Raw genomic sequence first — 15965 nt, 5'->3', positions numbered from 1 at the left:
AGGGGGCGTTGAAAAACGCCCCCTTTTGAACATGCGCGCTACGCAATCGCAGCCGCGCTCATCAAAGCTTAAACGCCCACGCTTTCCGTGGCATCGTTCATGGCGGCCTCGAAGAAGCGTTCCTTCGCCTGCGCATTGACACGTGCGTAAGCGCGATTCACACCGCTGATCACCGCGCGAATCGAAGCCGTCACCAGATTGGCATCGATACCCACGCCAAACGCGCTGCCGGTCACATCGGCGCCGGCCATTTCGGCAACCGCCACCGCGCGCGCATCGGCACCTTGGGTCAACGCGCGCTCTTCATAATGCTGAATGCGCACCGGTACGCCGATCGCGTGCATCAACGCGTCGAGCGGACCGTTACCTGCGCCGTTCAGCACACGCCGCGTGCCGTTGATGTCGACCGTGAGCTTGATGTGCTCACGTCCGTCGCGCTCGGACAGGCTATGGCCGACGTAATGAACCGGCGTGGCGTTCTGCACATATTCCTGCTGGAACAATTCCCAGATCTGCGCGGACGTGACTTCCTGGCCGCTATCGTCGGTGAAGCGCTGCACGGCCGAGCTGAAATCCACTTGCAGGCGGCGCGGCAACACCACGCCGTAACCCTGTTCGAGCAGATAGGCAATGCCGCCCTTGCCCGACTGGCTGTTCACGCGAATCACCGAATCGTAGGTGCGGCCCAGATCGGCCGGATCGATCGGCATATAGGGCACTTCCCACATTGCATCCGGTTTCTGCACCGCAAAGCCCTTCTTGATTGCGTCCTGATGCGAACCCGAAAAGGCGGTGAACACCAGATCGCCGACATACGGATGACGCGGATGGATCGGCAATTGCGTGCATTCTTCCGCGGTACGCGCGACTTCGTTGATGTTCGAGAAGTCGAGGCCAGGATCCACGCCCTGCGTGTACAGGTTCAATGCGAGCGTGACGAGATCGACGTTGCCGGTGCGCTCGCCGTTGCCGAACAGACAGCCTTCGATACGATCCGCGCCGGCCATCACCGCGAGTTCGGCCGCGGCCACCGCAGTGCCGCGATCGTTATGCGGATGCACGGAGATAACCAGCGAATCGCGGCGCTTGAGATTGCGGTGCATCCACTCGATCTGGTCCGCGTAGATGTTCGGCGTGGACATTTCGACGGTGGCCGGCAGGTTGACGATCGCCTTGTGTTCCGGTGTCGGTTCCCAGATGTCGAACACGGCGTCGCAGACTTCCTTGGCGAACTCGATTTCGGTGCCGCTGAACACTTCCGGGCTGTACTGGAACGTGAACTGCGTTTCCGGCATGGTGGCGGCAATACGCTTCATCGTGCGCGCGGCGTTTTGCGCGAGTTCCTTCACGCCGCTCTTCTCCAGATTGAAGACGATCTTGCGGAATTCCGGCGCGGTTGCGTTGTACAGATGGACGATGGCGCGCGGCACGCCACGCAACGATTCGAAGGTGCGCTCGATCAGATCGTCGCGCGCCTGGGTCAGCACTTCGATCGTGACGTCGTCGGGGATATGGCCGCCTTCGATCAGTTCACGCACGAAATTGAAGTCGGTCTGCGAAGCGGACGGAAACGCGACTTCGATTTCCTTGAAGCCGATCTGCACCAGCGTCTTGAACATGCGCATCTTGCGCTGCGCGTCCATCGGCTCGAAGAGCGACTGGTTGCCGTCGCGCAGGTCGGTGCTCATCCAGATCGGCGGGCGCGTGATGGTGCGCGATGGCCACTGGCGATCCGTCAAGTCGATAGGCTTGAACGAGCGGTATTTGGTAGCGGGGTTCTTCAACATTTTCATCATCCTTGGGTGAGACCAGATAGCTGGGAGTCGACCGGACGACGAAAAGACATAACTGGGCCGCCGGTCGGAAACCGGGGCTGGGTCAGTTACTGGGGAATTGAGCGGTGCTTCGGGTGTTTCAGACGGAAGCGCGCAGCAGCAGACCTAGCCCGGTGGAGCGGGCTAGTAGTAGCGATAGGGTGGTCTGGGCGCGGTACATAGGGCGCAATAGGAACATATTATTGGGACGGCGTCAAGCGCCGTCCCGTCCGTGCGCGATCAGTGCGCCGGTTTCACGAAGCGCAAGGTCATGCGGTCCGATTCGCCGATGGCCGCGTATTTCGCCCGGTCGACGTCGCCGCCTTCGAAGGTCGGCGGCAACGACCAGACGCCGTGGGGATAGTTTTTCGTATCGCGCGGGTTGCTGTTCACCTCGCTCTTGCCGGCCAGTTCGAAGCCGGCGGCGCGCGCGTGTTCGATCACGTAGTCTTCGGTCACGTAGCCGGTATCGATGGTCTGTTGCAGCGAGGTGCCCGGCGCCGCGCGATGTTCCTCGACACCGAGCACGCCGCCGGGCTTGAGCGCCGCATAGAAGGCGCGCAGGTTCGCGTCGATCTGGCCGTCCTTGATCCAGTTGTGGATATTGCGAAAGGTCAGCACCTCGTCGACGCTGGCATCGGCCGGAAAACCGCTGAACTGGCCCGCATGCAGCGTGCCGACCACGACCTTGCCGTAGACGGCGGGCGTGGCCGCCAGCTTGCGCGCGAACGCAGCCCGGCTGGCCTGTGCTTCCGCCGATGGCACGCCTTGCGGGCCGTCGTACTGCGCCTCGTAGAGCTTGCCGCGGCCGTGCAGATACGGCGCGAGGATCTCCGTGTACCAGCCGCCGCCCGGTTCGATCTCCAGCACGCTTTGTGACGGCGCGAGTTCGAAGAATTGCAGCGTCTCTTTGGGATGACGGTAGATATCGCGCGCGCGGGCTTTGTCGCCGCGCTGCGGTCCGGCAATGGCCGCGTCGAGCAGCGCCGGATCGATGGATGCAGAAGCGGAAGTCGAGGCTGACGGGCCGGCGCAGGCCGCGAGAAGCAGCGCCGCACTCAACGCGGCGAGCGTGGTGCGCAACGCGCGAGTCTGGAGATGGGGTCGAGGGTTCATGGGATCCATTATCGGGTTCGATCGGCCTGGAGGGAAATCGGCAATCGGCATAAGGATAGGCGCTTGCCGGATTTGCTGCGTGGCCGCCGCCGCGGCCGGGAACGCGAGGAATAAATGACCCGCGCCGCCAGTTTTCCTGTTTGCCGGAGTTCGCGCCACGCCAGGCGAATCCGAACCGTCAGATGGCGCGTATAAATAGTGATCAGGGTTTGATCGGCGCTTGCCGTCGCGCGCGGGCCTGGCGTGTGTCGAGCGCAACCTGATTCTTTTCATTTCATTTTGCCGGAGGCAGGTATGAAACGAACATCGAGGATGTGGCGGACAGGGCAGGCGTTACTGTGCGTGGCCGCGTGCGCGATTGCCGCGCAGGCGGGCGCGCAAGGCCTGAGTCCGCAGGACGACATGAACGCGCCGCAAAACAGCACGCGTTTGATGCCGAACGCAGCGCGAGGCAGCGAATATCCGACGCACGGCAACCAGCAGGCAGGGGAAATGAACCTGAATCCGACCGATCCGCGCGCGCAACTGGTCAACGGCTTGCCGAACCACACGAATTCCGGCGGCTATGGGTCACCGCTCGCCGGCGTACGGACCTACGTGCAACCGCAAACGCCGTCGAACTGAGCGGTCGCGCGCCTGGCGGTCGTGCGGCATCGCGCGCTGGACAACTGCGCATCTTTGCACGGACCGTGCCGTTTTTTTCATCGATTCTCTTGCTGATCTGCCGCTCGTCGTCACTCCACGAGTGTTGCTCAGAGCCCGAATACGATTCGCGGCGTATCGTTCTGCACGATCACCGAGACGCCGATCACCACCAGGATCAGCGGTAGCAGCGCGGTGCCGTAGCGCCGGATCGGCGCGCCGAGCCGTGGATGTTTGACGAGCCACGCGGCGCCCGCGCACCAGAGTCCGATCATCACGAAAAAGACGAGCGAGATGAATGCGCCCTCGCTGTGTGAATGGCTCGCGTACAGCGGCACATAAACAGCGAGATTGTCGGAACCGTTGGCGATGGCGACGCAGGCCACCACCCACCAGGATGAGGCGCGCGCCGCGGACGGCTCGCCGGCGGTCCGCCGCGCTTCCTCCTGTTGCGCGTTGCGCGGGCCAAAGCGCTCCCATGCCTTGGCGAGTCCGACGCCGATCGGCAGGATGCCGAGCAATCCGACATAGCCCGCCGGCAGATGCTTGAGCAATGCGGCGAGCAACATCGACCCCACGATCAAGGTCAGCGAACCCGCACACTGGCCGGCGATCACGCGACGCCGCTCGCCGCCCGCTTCCGCGAGGAAGGCGAGCAGCACGAACAGGTTGTCGATGTTGGTGGCGGTGTAACCCGCGATGGCAAGCAGGGCAAGGCTGAACATGCGGGAGAACTGGTCGGCACACGTTGAGAAGATTGAGAGGGCGAAGCGCTGTTGATCGCGAGGCCGGGTCGGGAAGCCTGCGGCGCGCTGGAAGGACGGCGGCCGGTCAACACGATGCCGGTGCAAGCCGCTGCGGTCAAGCGGTCACTGTGTCACTCGCGCCCGGATAGGCCGTGAAGGTGTCCGTTGCCATATGCGGCCCGTACGTTGCTTCTGGCATTGAAGGGGCACGCAACCGGCGCGCCGAGCGGGTGCAGGTCAAGCGGCCCGTAAGCTACAATTGCCGACGGCTTGAAAAACGGAACGTCAATGAAGATTCGGATTCTCTCTATCGCTTGCGTCACGGCTGCTGCGTTGTTGGCCGGCTGTACGGCTGTCTATAAGAACACGGACGCGTGTGAGCAGTTGATGCGAAGCAGGCTGGCGGATACGTCGGCGGATACGCTGAAGATCGCTCATGCGGGCGCAGGTATCGACGGCTCGCGGGTGGTGGTCGAGGGATCGATCGAGCATGTGGTGGTGATGGATTCGGCGGCTTCAGTGGCTTCAGTGGCGAAAGCGCCGGTGGCCGCTTCGGCCGCACAGGTGGCGTCTGCGGTGTTGCCGGCTTCGGCGGTGTCCGTTGGTGCATCCGGTGCATCCGGTGCATCAGGTGCTTCGGCGACCGAAGCACTCTCGCTCAAACCCGCCAAACCGCAAAAGACCGCCACGCCAGCCGCCGCCGAGTGCACGTTCCACGGGCCGACACTGAGCGCATTCAACTGGCTCGCGCCGGAAAATCTTGTAGCCCCGCCCGCGAACGCGACGGAATAGCGCATCGCGCCACGCGCCACGGCAAGTCGAGTGGCAAGTGGCGTCACAAGGCAAGTTACGGTGCAAAAGCGAGCCGTGACGAGGAAAACCATGACAGCCTTCAAGCCGTGACGACCCTCAAGCCGTGACGACCCTCAAGCAGTGACGACCCTCAAGCAGTGACGACCCTCAAGCAGCGCCCCCCTCAAACCACCGCCTCCTCGCGTTGGCGCTGCTTGTCCCGCACCAGTCGCAGCACGCTTTCACCAAACGCCTGCGGCCGCCCTTCAAAGCAGCGCTCCACCGCCTGCGTGTCGATCAAACGCAGCCGCAAGGCCATGCGCTCACCGTGCGCGTCGATCATTCGCACGGCTGCGGCAATGTAATCCTCCACGCTCTCCGCCGTTGTCCACGACGGCATGCCCACGCGCTCGAACAGCGCGCCGTCGATCCGTTCGAACACTTCCGGCCCGCGCTTGCAGACGCCGGGCAACCCCAGCGTGAGCGCGTCGACGATACCGTTGGTATTGCCGAACGGAAACGGGCTGAGAAAGAGGTCGGAGCGATTGACCCGCGCCAGATAATCCGCGTAATCGTGAAAGCCGTGCACGACCGCGCGCGGCAGCGCCTGGCGAATGACTTCGCGCATGCGATCGAGCGGCAAACCGTAAGGCACGCCGCTCATGAAGTGAAACTCGACCGGCGTTGCAGCGCGCGCGCCGATCTCGCGGCACGCTTCGAGAAAACCGGGATTGAGCTTCATTGCGCTCGCCGTGATGACCACCTCCAGCGTTTCACGCGAAGGCGGCACTTCCGCGACGATATCCGGCAGCGCCACCGACGGCCGGTACGGCTGACCGTCTTTCGGCAGCTTCAGCAGACGTTCGCTGAAGCAGGCCGGGTCGCCGACGTAGTCTTCCTCGACGCTCACGTAGTCGATCTTGTCGGAGTGAGTGGTGGCCGGATGGCCGAGCCCGGCGATCTGCAGCGGCGCAACGCGCAGGTTCGACATGAACACCGTCAGCGCGAACATGCCGACACTCGGCATATAGAGCACGTCGGGCCGCTCCGCCTCGGCAAAGTCGCGGATCGTTTTCAGACATTCGCCGAGGTATTCCGGCTCCTCCAGTTCGATGAAGCGGTCGAACACCGCGCGCCCGATATCGTCGATAGCGTAGCCGAAGCTGAAGGCCACCACCTCGAAATGCTCGCGCGCGGCTTCGAGCGTACGCGAGTGCGTGCGGTAGATGGAGTGCGCGCCGCCGAACCATTCGAGCACGACCAGCATGAGCGGCTTTTTACCGCGCTGCTTGCGGCTCTTCGCGCGCGACGGCTGCGATGCGGGAAGGTCGGTCAGCCCGAGCTGGTCCAGCTTGCGGCGCACCAGTGCGTTGATGTCGCGTTTGATCTCGTGCCGCCGCGGCGTGTCCGCATAGCTGCAAAACATATACGCGTTGTGCAGCAAGGCCGTGGGCAGGTCGTCGAGGTCGGCGATCTGCTGCAGTTTGCCGGGAAGCCATTCCATCAGCGCCTCGCGCTTGATGTGCGCACTCGCCGAGCCCTTGAAGACCGGCGCCAGCAATACCAGCGCGAGACAGGCGGCGAGGGATTTGTTGTACGCCCACAGCGCCGCGAAATCGAGTTCGAGTTCCGATTCGGTGGAGTAGAGAACGCAGAGTTTCTCGACGAAGCTGTCGCCCGGCAGAAACTGGGCGTTATCCTGGCCACGCGGATTCAGGTTGCGGGCGACATGGTCCGCATTGCCGAACGCCGTGCACGAGAACACCAGGCCGGCCCATTCGTGCAGGGTCAGCAGCAGCCTGAAGCACTCGGGCGGCAGCCTGAACGCCGGGTCGGCGAACAGGGTCGAAGCCGCGCTCGCGAGACGTGTGCAGAAGCGCTGGCGTTGCTCTTCAGGCGGCAGATCGGCGATGCCCGACGCAAGAAAGCTGCCGTCCAGCTTGCCGCGCTTCTGCTGCAGAAGCGCGAGCGCGGCAATGAACTGGATGGAAGCCTTGACGTGCTGTTGCGTATAAACGAGCTGCTCGAAGTGATCGAGCGAAAAAGTGGGTTCTTCCATCTGCCGACAATTCCAGAATTTGCATGACTAACTAACTGGAAGGCAGTTAGCCGGAAAGCGGAAATTATCGCAGTCGGTCGATATCAAATCTGTGCGTTCGGCGAGTTTGGGAATTTTCAGCGACGAAAGAAGCCGCGCGCTCAGAACGCGTAGTAAGGACCTGGGCCTGCCGACGTCTCGCGCGAGGCGATCGCCGTATAGACGCGTCGTCCGAAGAAGAACGGCAGGCCCCAGCCGAAGCCGCTGCTGGCCACGCCGGCAAGGTTATTGAACGCGTTGTTCGCCGACGCGAACAGCGCGCTCGAATTGCCGATCGCAAACGACACCATGCTCGACGCGCCGTCCGTGCCCGTGATCGCGGCGCTCGCGGCCTGCACCGAGGGCGGGCAGTACCAGAAGCCGCACTGCGGCAACTGGCTATTGCTGAAGAAGAGCCCGTTCGAGCCGCTGTCGAGGTAGCTTTGCGAATACGTCTGGCCGCCGCTCGTGGTGACGACGTAGCCCGTCACCGAATTCGCCTTGAGGACGCTGGCGCCGCCGAGCGTGTTGTTCGCCTGGGTGCCGATGCCGAAGATCATCGAGCCCGATACGCTCGCCGCGCCGGCGTCGGCGATGGCCGGCAGGTCGATCACCACGCCGTTGTTGTCGAGCGCGAAGCGGCTGACCGGATTGGTCACCTGTTGCGCGAGCGCCTGCGTGCTTGCCTGGCAGGCGCCGCTCGCGTCGCAACTGTAGTACCAGCGCGGCAGCGCGCTATTGACGCAGCCGCTGCCGCAGTCGGCCGCGAACAGGCCGACGCCGAGAATGCCGTTCGAGCGCAGGCCCGCCACCGTCTGCATGGCGCGGCCGGAGCCCGCGCAGTCGGCGGGCACGGTGGGCACCGCCGGGTCGGCGATGGTCTGGATCGGGATCGACGCGGCCAGCTGGCCGGCCATGCGCACGTCCGCGCTGCGCACCGCGCCCCACGTGTAGCCGCCGCCGAACACCGCGCACTCGCCCGCCATGCCGCCGCCCGACGCGATTGCCGCGAGCGGGAGGCTCGCCGGCAGCGCGGACGCGAGAATCCGCAGGCCGTGCGAGCCGGTGTCGACCTGTACGTTGTCGATCGTCGCGCAGTTGCCGGTGCCGGGCTGACAGACGGTGACGCTGGTCGTCAGCATGTTGCGCGTCAGGCCCGGCGCGGCAGTGACCATGATCGGCTGGACATTGGGCGTAGTCGACTGCGGTACGGAGCCGTTCGACGCGGCGGGCGGCGCGCTCGCCGCAGCCGGGCTGCTGGCCGGAGTGGCCGGGCTGGCCGGGGTGGTCTGGGAGGTGGCGGCCGGGGTGCTGCCGCCACCGCCGCCGCACCCCGCGAAGGCGGCGCAGACGAGGAGCAGGGCGTGAAGGCGAAGGGTGGGTTTCATGGCGTCGTGAGCAGGGGGGAGGCGGAGTCGCGAGGCTGTGCGCGTCACTGGAAATCGTCGGCCGTGACGCCGGCGGGCAGCGCCGTGGGCAACCATGCGCGGCCCACGTAGCCGCGCATCGGGCCGCCGGATTCCACGACCACGTCCGGCCGCGCCACGCGCGAGACATGCAGATTGCCGTCGGCGCCCGCTGCTTCGGCGCCCGCGCGATACGAGTCGGCGTAGGTTCCGAGCAGGGCGCGCAGGTCCGGCATGGTTGGCCCTTGCCACGTGTAGGCGATGATCTGGCCGGTGTTCGTGGCGTACTCGTTGATGGTCGTGTTGCCCGCGTCGGTCAGCGTGCGCATGCGCAGCGCACCGTTCAGCAGGCTGCGCGGCGCGGTCGCGTTCGAATCCGCCTGAACCGGCATGGCTCCGCCCAGTTGCGCGCGTGCCTCGGTACTGACGCACGACACGGCAACGGCGATTGCACAGGCGGCGAAAATCGGCGGGAAGATGGGCAGTGGCATGACGGTCGTCTCTCGGTCCGGGCCTTCGAAGGCTTCTTGAAATTTCCATTTCAAGATATCACTAGGGTTCTCTGACCGTTACCAGAAGCGGAATTCGATTATTTTGAGATCTCAAAATTGCCAGAACCAAGGTCCCGTAAAAGACCGTTGAATCAATGCTCTGACGAGTGGGTAGGGCGTATCTGACAGATGCTTGGGAAATGTGGGCAATTGTTAAATCTGCCGCGTGGCAGGCGCGTTCCGGGCGCGAACGCGAGTCCCTGAAAACCCACGAATGGGTTGCCTCGCCGAGGCGTTTGCGGAACGTTCGCGTGCGTCGATCCGGGGCCGTTTCGCGGCGGCTCACACGGCTTATTTCACAGGCAAACCCGGGTTTTTGCACACAGGTCGCCGGGATCGGTAAAATGTTGGGTTGATCCACGGAAACTTGCCGTGGCGTAGCGGAAGGATTCCCCGAACATGACTGATCTTCGTCTTACCAAGCGGTTTGCAGTAATGCTGATGGCAGGCGGTCTGGTCGCCGGCTGCGGCACGTCGTCGCCGACCAAAATCGACTACAAGAGCGACTCGAAATCGAAGCAGGTGTCACTCGCCGTCCCGCCGAACATGATTGATGAGACGGCCGATCAGCGTTCGTTGCCCCCGCAGGGCGGCGAAACCTCGTTGTCCACGCTCCAGCAGGTCCAGGCGCAGGCGCCGTCGGCCAACTCCGTGGTGGTGGTGCCGCAGGTCGCCGGCATGCATATCCAGCGCGACGGCACGGAAAGCTGGCTGGTCATCGACAACAGGACGCCCGACCAGGCGTGGGCGCAGATTCGCCGTTTCTGGCAGGAGCAGGGTTTCCTGCTGGTGGTCGACCAGCGCGACAAGGGCGTGATGGAAACCGACTGGAACGAAACGCACGCGCAGATCAACGACGGCCTGATCCGCAACACGCTCTCCAAGGCAATGGGCAACAGCTATGTGACCTCGGAGCGCAACAAGTACCGCACGCGTCTCGAAGCGGCGCCGAATGGCGGCACCTACGTGTTCATCAGCCAGAAGGGCATGCGCGAGGCGCTGACCGGCACGAACAACGATTCGAGCACCTGGGTGCCGAAGCCGAACGATCCGGGCCTCGAACAGGAATATCTGAAGCGGCTGCAGGCAGCGCTGGCGCTGGCCGATTCGCGCGCGAAGCCGGGCGGCACGCAAAGCGCCGAGCTCTCGCCGGCCGGTGCGCAAACGGCGCCTAACGCGGCAACGGCGGGCGCGAAGTCGGCGGCTGCGGCCACGGCGGCGCAGAATGTCGCGCTGTCCGCGCAGCAGCCCATGCCGGACGCGGATGCGGCGAACAATACTTCGGCGCAGTTCTCTTCCACCGAACTTACGCTCGGCGAGCCCTACGACCGCGCCTGGCTGCGCGTGGGCCTCGCGCTCGACCGCAGCAACTTCACCGTCGACGACCGCGACCTGACTCGTGGCCTGTACTTCGTGCGCTACGTCGATCCGAAGGATATGACGTCGGCGGAACAGGGCTTCTGGAGCCAGGTGTTCCACGGCAAGAAGGAAAAAGTGGCCAAGCAGTATCTCGTGAACGTGCGCGCGATAACGCCTGACCAGACGCGCGTGGCCGTCGTCAACGATAAGGGCGCAATCGACGAAAGCCCGCAGGCCAAGCAGATCATGAGTCTGATGGTCGACCAGCTGCACTGAGGCGCAGCCGGCTCGAACGCTGTCTGAATGTCTGAACCCGCCCGGGATTGAACTTCGGGCGGGTTTTTTTATGCACGCATGTCTATCGCCGGATATGAAGCCACGCGCGGCCGGAAAGAGATCGCCCGCGTGCGCATGTGTTTTGCTTCGCTCCCGGAATACCGGTACGAACCGGCATTCAATGGGAGCTGGCCATGTTCGACGTGATTCCTTACTGGATGTGGGCCGCGAGCTTGCTCGTCCTGGCGCTGGTGTGCGGCGCAGCCTTGAGCCCGCGTGACTCGCGGCGGCCAACCGGCTTGCGGATGCGCCACACGGCGGCGCGTCGAACGAAGTGGCCGATGCCTTGAGCGGTCCTTGCCACTGTTCCGGGTCCGGGTGCCATATCCGCAATGGCAACCGGCCCATTGCCACTCGATGCGGCCACTTCGTGCGGCCACCTCGTGCGGCCACCTCGTGCGGCCGCATGTAACGTGACGTTACCCCGGTGACGTAACCTTCAAAGCCTGCCTCCCGGCCGCTGCCACCGTTTTCTCCTGTAAGAAAACCCAATAAGAATCAACCGCTTGCCCTCTACGGCTCCAGTCGTTTGGCAAACTGGCACACAAGCTGCTTCTGTCAGCTCGTGGAGCCGGGACGGCTTGCCCCGCGTGGGTTTGCGGCGAGCCGTCGGTTCGACGATCCGGTCAACGGCTCCAGACCATTCCAGCATCGGCCAACGAACCGCTGCTCAGCCCGATGATGGCCCGCGCGTGCAGCGCATGGCCTCGGTGGCCCCGTCGCCTATCCTCGTAGGGCGACGGTTTCGCCCGCACTCCTGTGGAGTGCGGGCTATTTTTTGTGCCTGGGAGTTGCCGCGGTGCGGCCTGCGCAACGGCGGGAAGAACGGCAATACCGGCGACGCCGGGAAGCGTCGCGCGAACGAAGCGGTTTTCAGGTATCCGCGCGGCGCGTTCCGATCCACGGCAGGCGTTTGACGACGCCGGTGGCCAGCGCGGTGCCGACCAGGATCACGCCGCAACCTTCCAGCATGCCGGGCGACACGCTCTCGCCGAGAAACAGCGCGCCCCACAGAATGCCGAAGATCGGAATGACGAAGGTCACGGTAATGGCGCGCGCCGGTCCGGCCACCGCGATCAGATGGAAGAACAGCATATACGCCACGCCGGTACACGCGACGCCGAGCGCGATCACCGCGCCCCATGCGTGCAGCGAGACCGGCGCCGCCGGCCAGTAGATCACGGCGAGCGGCAACAGCACGAGCGTGGCGCCGGTCATGGTGCCGGTCGCGACGGTCAGCGCGTCGACACCCGTCAGATGGCGCTTGGTGTAATTGGCGGCAACGCCGTACAGCAGCGTGGCGCACAGCGCGGCAGCGGCCGCGAGCGCCGTGGTGAGCGGCGTTGCGGGCGTGCCGTTCGGCGCGGCAATCTGATCCCACACCAGCATCAATACGCCCAGAAAGCCGATCACCAGCCCGAGCGTGCGTAGCGCGCTCAGCCGGTCGCGCAGCCAGAGAAAGCCCACCAGCGCGCCCCACAGCGGCGTGCTCGCATTGATCACGGAGGTCACGCCCGCCGACAGCGTCAGCTCGGCATAGGCGAACAGGCAGAAGGGCGCCGCCGAATTCAGGATGCCGACCACCAGCAGTGGAAAGGCTCGCGTGCGCAGGATGGCCGCTGATTGGCGCAGCGGGCGTCGCGCGACCAGCACGACGGCGAGAAAGGCCGCGCCGATGCCGACGCGCAGCGCCATCAGCGGTGCCACGCCGAAGTCGGTTACGCCGACGCGGATAAACAGGAACGAGGCGCCCCACAGGGCGGCGAGGATCAGCAACTGCAGCAGGTTCTTGGCATTCATGAGGGTGGCGCCGCGCGCGGTTGAGTCGAGACGCCAGCGCATCGTAACAGCGCGATCGTGCGAAACGTTTCAGGCTGGAATGAAACGGCAAGATCCGGGAGATGAAAGGCGTCTGATGGTTGTGATCGTAAGGGCAGCGGCGGCATGCGCAAAACGAGCAATTCTCACGCTGATGTGAGAAAAACTACGATCAGGATGGTGTGCTGCAACAGAGCAGTCAGGCGGGAACGGGCATTCGCTCGACGTTCGTGAATTATTTTGCGTCAGCTGTCTGGCCGGGCGGCCCTGAAATGCGTGAGCGGACAAATGGGCCGAGCGGGCCGCCCCCAACCCGCGCGACCCGCCCCGACCCGCCCCGATCCGGCCCGCCCCGGCCCCACTCGGCCCAATCCGCTTCGCTCCGACCCGCCTCGCCTCGCCTCATTGCGCTCCGCTCAGTGCGGAATCATCCACTGCAGGAAATTCTGCTGCACCCAGACCAGCACGCCGAGTAGCACCGTCAACAGCATCGAATGCTTGAACGTTTTGGCGAACACCACGCCTTCCTTGCCTTTGAGTTCTGTGGTCGCCACTCCGGTCGAGATGTTTTGCGGCGAGATCATCTTGCCCATCACGCCGCCCGAGGAGTTGGTCGCCGCCATCAGGATCGGATTGAGATTCAACTGGTTGGCCGCCACCACCTGCAGGTTGCCGAACAGCGCGTTGCCCGACGTATCGCTGCCGGACAGGAACACCGCGACCCAGCCGAGGAACGCCGACACCAGCGGGAAAAATGGTCCGACCGAAGCGACGCCCAACCCGAGCGTGTACGTGAGCCCCGAGTAGTTCATCAGATACGCGAGCCCGACGATGGTCGCCACTGTGAGGATGGCGATGCGCGTCTGCACCCACGTGTCCGCGATCGCCGCGCCGAACTCGCGCGGGCTCAGTTTGACGACGAACGCGGTGATCAGCGCGGCGACGAGAATGGCGGTGCCGGTCGCGAGCGGCTGGAAGTCCCACACCGCGCCATACGGCGTGTTGTACAGCGTGATGAACACGGCCTTGTCGAGGCCGGGCCACGGCACCTTGACGTCGCCAATCAGGAAGATCTTCGCCACGGTCCAGACGATCACCACCACCGACACGATGATCCACGGATACCAGCCCTGGCCGCCGCCGATCTTGCCGCGCACCTCGCCGACCCGGTCGATGTTGACCGCGAATTCCGGATCCGCCGCGGGGCGCCAGACGCGCAGGAACGCAATCGTCAGGATGAGCGAGACCATCGACGACAGCACGTCGGTCAGGCTGTAGTTCACGAAGTTCGAGGCGACGAACTGGGTCAGCGCGAAGCTCGCGCCAGATACCAGCAGCACCGGCCACACCTTCAGCATGTTGCGAAAGCCCGCATAGACGCTGATCACATAGAAGGGCAGCAGGAAGGCGAAGAACGGCAACTGGCGGCCGACCATTTTGGCGAGCGAATCGGCCGGCAGGTGCGTGACCGCGCCGAGCACGGTGATCGGCACGCCGAGCGCGCCGAAGGCGACCGGCGCGGTATTGAAGATCAGCGTGAAGGTGAGCGCTTCGAGCGTGGGAAAGCCGAGCAGAATCAGCAACGAACTGGTGATGGCGACCGGCGTGCCGAAGCCGGAAATGCCTTCGAGCAGCGCGCCGAACGAAAACCCGATCACCACCAGCACGACGCGCCGGTCGTTCGGCAGGTTGTCGATCATCCACATGCGAAAGGCCGCGAAGCGGCCCGAGCGCTGCGAGATGTTGTAAAGCAGGATCGCCGTGAAGACGATCCACATGACCGGCCAGCAGGCGAACACCGCGCCGGCGACCACGGAATTGACCGCGAGTCCCACCGGAAACTGCCAGACAAAGACCGCCACGATCAGGCCGACGATCAAGCCCGCGAGCGACGCCTGCCAGGCCGGCCGGCGCGCCCAGCCCAGCAGAAGCAGCACGACGATGATCGGCAGGGCCGCGACGAGGAACGAGGGCAATAGCGAATTGCCGACAGGGGTGAGTAGCTGGTGGAACATCACGTCTCCTTCGTTGTTGTTCGAACTCGACGCGCCACTGCGCATGAAGGGGCGCGTCGCTCTGGCATGACGGATGGGCGCCGGCGGCACGTGCGGAACGGCCTGGGCGCCTTATTAAGCGGGTACTGCGTGCGGCTTACCGAAGCATAGAGCGCCGCCCGGCTGCGTCAAGAAGGGAAACTACGGGCGAAGCGGTGTGGAGCTGGGAGCGCGTCTTGCGCCCACGCGTGGCCGCACGGCGCACAAGACGGCGACCAATGCGCGAGTCCGTGCGGGAGGCGCATCGGCCGAAACATCAAACGAGGGGGAATCGTAAGGCGGCTTTCAATGCCCATGCCCGTGACCGTGACCGCCCCAGCCGCCACCATGACCGCCCCAGTATCCACCGAACCCGAAGCCGATCGAGACCGACGGTGCATACCAGCCCGGATAGCCATAATAGGCCGGGTAGACCGGCGGCGGATAGTAGACGGGATAAGCCGGCGCGACATAAACCGGCGGCGGCGCGACAGCGTACGCGGGCGGCGGGCTTTGCTGGGCCGCTTGAGCTTGCGCCTGTTGCTGCTGTTGCTGTTGATCTGCGGATGAGTCGACTTGCCCCACGGGCACCTGTTGCTGCGTGGCGGTGGCCGGCACCGTCGCGTAGTACGGCGGGTAGTAGCCCGCCGGATAGTAGCCGTACGGGTAATAGCAGCCGGAGAGCGTGAGAGCGCACACCACGCCGCCAAGCGCAAGGCCCGTGTGTGAAAGACGCGAAAGACGCGAAAGACGGGTAAAGGAACCACCGGAAAAGGACCCCGGCAACTGCTGGCCGATCGCACACACCTTATTGATGAGGCGGGACTTCATGAGGCGCTCCTGGTTGAATCGAACGCCGCCGTTGGGGCGTCACGGCACCAGCTTACGCTGCCGCGACGCCAGCCGGATTGCAAATCCGTAACGGCTTATTTCACCTCGTTGCAGAGTCGCTCGCGAGATGCCGGCGTCCGCTTGCTGGCCCACCTCATTTGCCCACCTCATGCCCGATGACGCCGCCCGCCGCCGCGCCGCCGATCGTCGACAGCGCATTGCCGCCGACCGCCGCGCCCGCCGCACCGCCCAGGCCCGCGCCGATGGCCGTATCGCGGCCTTGCCGGCTCATGCCTTCACACGCGGAAAGACTGACCGCCACTGCGACGATGGCCGCGAGCGTACTGATTTGACGAATCGATTTCATGATGCTGACTCCGGTAGTTGTGATTGGAAGTAGTCACCCTTCTTCCATTTGATGTTATCGCCGCAGCCCGTATCCGG

At 64.5% G+C, this 15965-nt stretch carries 14 protein-coding genes; 3 read left to right on the top strand and 11 right to left on the bottom strand.

What is annotated here, in order from left to right; all coding sequences use genetic code 11:
* Positions 1–68: 68 nt before the first annotated feature.
* Together leuA and BXE_RS14780 are read right to left on the bottom strand one after the other, a co-directional pair.
* Positions 69–1787: a 2-isopropylmalate synthase gene (gene leuA, locus BXE_RS14785; RefSeq protein WP_011489091.1), complete on the bottom strand. Its 1719-nt coding sequence runs from the start codon at positions 1785–1787 to the stop codon at positions 69–71.
* Positions 1788–2054: 267 nt separating this feature from the next.
* Positions 2055–2939, bottom strand: a complete 885-nt coding sequence (locus BXE_RS14780; RefSeq protein WP_011489090.1) for a class I SAM-dependent methyltransferase — start codon at positions 2937–2939, stop codon at positions 2055–2057.
* A 285-nt stretch (positions 2940–3224) separates the two neighbouring features.
* Between BXE_RS14780 and BXE_RS14775 the strand changes: the two genes are divergently transcribed.
* Positions 3225–3554, top strand: a complete 330-nt coding sequence (locus BXE_RS14775; protein ID WP_011489089.1) for a hypothetical protein — start codon at positions 3225–3227, stop codon at positions 3552–3554.
* Positions 3555–3682: 128 nt separating this feature from the next.
* Here the strand turns inward: BXE_RS14775 and BXE_RS14770 are convergent, their stop codons facing one another.
* Positions 3683–4297: a cadmium resistance transporter gene (locus tag BXE_RS14770; RefSeq protein WP_011489088.1), complete on the bottom strand. Its 615-nt coding sequence runs from the start codon at positions 4295–4297 to the stop codon at positions 3683–3685.
* A gap of 309 nt (positions 4298–4606) precedes the next feature.
* Here BXE_RS14770 and BXE_RS14765 point away from each other — a divergent pair, with 309 nt between their 5' ends.
* Positions 4607–5110 (top strand): hypothetical protein, encoded by a 504-nt coding sequence (locus BXE_RS14765; protein ID WP_038457659.1) that lies wholly within the window; start codon positions 4607–4609, stop codon positions 5108–5110.
* A 184-nt stretch (positions 5111–5294) separates the two neighbouring features.
* Here the strand turns inward: BXE_RS14765 and BXE_RS14760 are convergent, their stop codons facing one another.
* From BXE_RS14760 to BXE_RS14750, 3 genes are all read right to left on the bottom strand, one after another.
* Entirely contained in the window at positions 5295–7169 is a 1875-nt protein-coding gene (locus tag BXE_RS14760) for a glycosyl transferase family 1 (protein ID WP_011489086.1), read from the bottom strand.
* A gap of 140 nt (positions 7170–7309) precedes the next feature.
* Positions 7310–8575, bottom strand: a complete 1266-nt coding sequence (locus BXE_RS14755) for a DUF3443 domain-containing protein (protein WP_038457661.1) — start codon at positions 8573–8575, stop codon at positions 7310–7312.
* Between the two features lie 44 nt (positions 8576–8619).
* Positions 8620–9084: a DUF2844 domain-containing protein gene (locus BXE_RS14750; RefSeq protein ID WP_011489084.1), complete on the bottom strand. Its 465-nt coding sequence runs from the start codon at positions 9082–9084 to the stop codon at positions 8620–8622.
* Between the two features lie 459 nt (positions 9085–9543).
* Between BXE_RS14750 and bamC the strand changes: the two genes are divergently transcribed.
* Positions 9544–10779, top strand: a complete 1236-nt coding sequence (gene bamC, locus BXE_RS14745) for an outer membrane protein assembly factor BamC (protein ID WP_011489082.1) — start codon at positions 9544–9546, stop codon at positions 10777–10779.
* Between the two features lie 211 nt (positions 10780–10990).
* On the opposite strand, the gene BXE_RS46540 is transcribed toward bamC, so the two are convergent.
* From BXE_RS46540 to BXE_RS14725, 5 genes are all read right to left on the bottom strand, one after another.
* Entirely contained in the window at positions 10991–11143 is a 153-nt protein-coding gene (locus tag BXE_RS46540) for a hypothetical protein (RefSeq protein ID WP_167540867.1), read from the bottom strand.
* A 569-nt stretch (positions 11144–11712) separates the two neighbouring features.
* Entirely contained in the window at positions 11713–12639 is a 927-nt protein-coding gene (locus BXE_RS14740; protein ID WP_038458679.1) for a DMT family transporter, read from the bottom strand.
* Positions 12640–13073: 434 nt separating this feature from the next.
* Positions 13074–14672: an L-lactate permease gene (locus tag BXE_RS14735; RefSeq protein WP_011489080.1), complete on the bottom strand. Its 1599-nt coding sequence runs from the start codon at positions 14670–14672 to the stop codon at positions 13074–13076.
* Positions 14673–14996: 324 nt separating this feature from the next.
* Positions 14997–15521 (bottom strand): hypothetical protein, encoded by a 525-nt coding sequence (locus BXE_RS14730; RefSeq protein WP_011489079.1) that lies wholly within the window; start codon positions 15519–15521, stop codon positions 14997–14999.
* A gap of 154 nt (positions 15522–15675) precedes the next feature.
* Positions 15676–15888: a glycine zipper 2TM domain-containing protein gene (locus BXE_RS14725; RefSeq protein WP_011489078.1), complete on the bottom strand. Its 213-nt coding sequence runs from the start codon at positions 15886–15888 to the stop codon at positions 15676–15678.
* Positions 15889–15965: the final 77 nt, after the last annotated feature.

Source organism: Paraburkholderia xenovorans LB400, assembly GCF_000013645.1.
GTDB lineage: Bacteria > Pseudomonadota > Gammaproteobacteria > Burkholderiales > Burkholderiaceae > Paraburkholderia > Paraburkholderia xenovorans.
The sequence above is the reverse complement of the archived record's forward strand: the minus strand, read 5'-3'. Positions and strand labels throughout refer to the sequence as shown.

What these genes read in the sequence shown, in the direction of transcription:
- leuA (WP_011489091.1), bottom strand. Translation starts at nt 1,787, where the DNA reads ATGTTGAAGAACCCCGCTACCAAATACCGCTCGTTCAAGCCTATCGAC.
- BXE_RS14780 (WP_011489090.1), bottom strand. Translation starts at nt 2,939, where the DNA reads ATGGATCCCATGAACCCTCGACCCCATCTCCAGACTCGCGCGTTGCGC.
- BXE_RS14775 (WP_011489089.1), top strand. Translation starts at nt 3,225, where the DNA reads ATGAAACGAACATCGAGGATGTGGCGGACAGGGCAGGCGTTACTGTGC.
- BXE_RS14770 (WP_011489088.1), bottom strand. Translation starts at nt 4,297, where the DNA reads ATGTTCAGCCTTGCCCTGCTTGCCATCGCGGGTTACACCGCCACCAAC.
- BXE_RS14765 (WP_038457659.1), top strand. Translation starts at nt 4,607, where the DNA reads ATGAAGATTCGGATTCTCTCTATCGCTTGCGTCACGGCTGCTGCGTTG.
- BXE_RS14760 (WP_011489086.1), bottom strand. Translation starts at nt 7,169, where the DNA reads ATGGAAGAACCCACTTTTTCGCTCGATCACTTCGAGCAGCTCGTTTAT.
- BXE_RS14755 (WP_038457661.1), bottom strand. Translation starts at nt 8,575, where the DNA reads ATGAAACCCACCCTTCGCCTTCACGCCCTGCTCCTCGTCTGCGCCGCC.
- BXE_RS14750 (WP_011489084.1), bottom strand. Translation starts at nt 9,084, where the DNA reads ATGCCACTGCCCATCTTCCCGCCGATTTTCGCCGCCTGTGCAATCGCC.
- bamC (WP_011489082.1), top strand. Translation starts at nt 9,544, where the DNA reads ATGACTGATCTTCGTCTTACCAAGCGGTTTGCAGTAATGCTGATGGCA.
- BXE_RS14740 (WP_038458679.1), bottom strand. Translation starts at nt 12,639, where the DNA reads ATGAATGCCAAGAACCTGCTGCAGTTGCTGATCCTCGCCGCCCTGTGG.
- BXE_RS14735 (WP_011489080.1), bottom strand. Translation starts at nt 14,672, where the DNA reads ATGTTCCACCAGCTACTCACCCCTGTCGGCAATTCGCTATTGCCCTCG.
- BXE_RS14730 (WP_011489079.1), bottom strand. Translation starts at nt 15,521, where the DNA reads ATGAAGTCCCGCCTCATCAATAAGGTGTGTGCGATCGGCCAGCAGTTG.
- BXE_RS14725 (WP_011489078.1), bottom strand. Translation starts at nt 15,888, where the DNA reads ATGAAATCGATTCGTCAAATCAGTACGCTCGCGGCCATCGTCGCAGTG.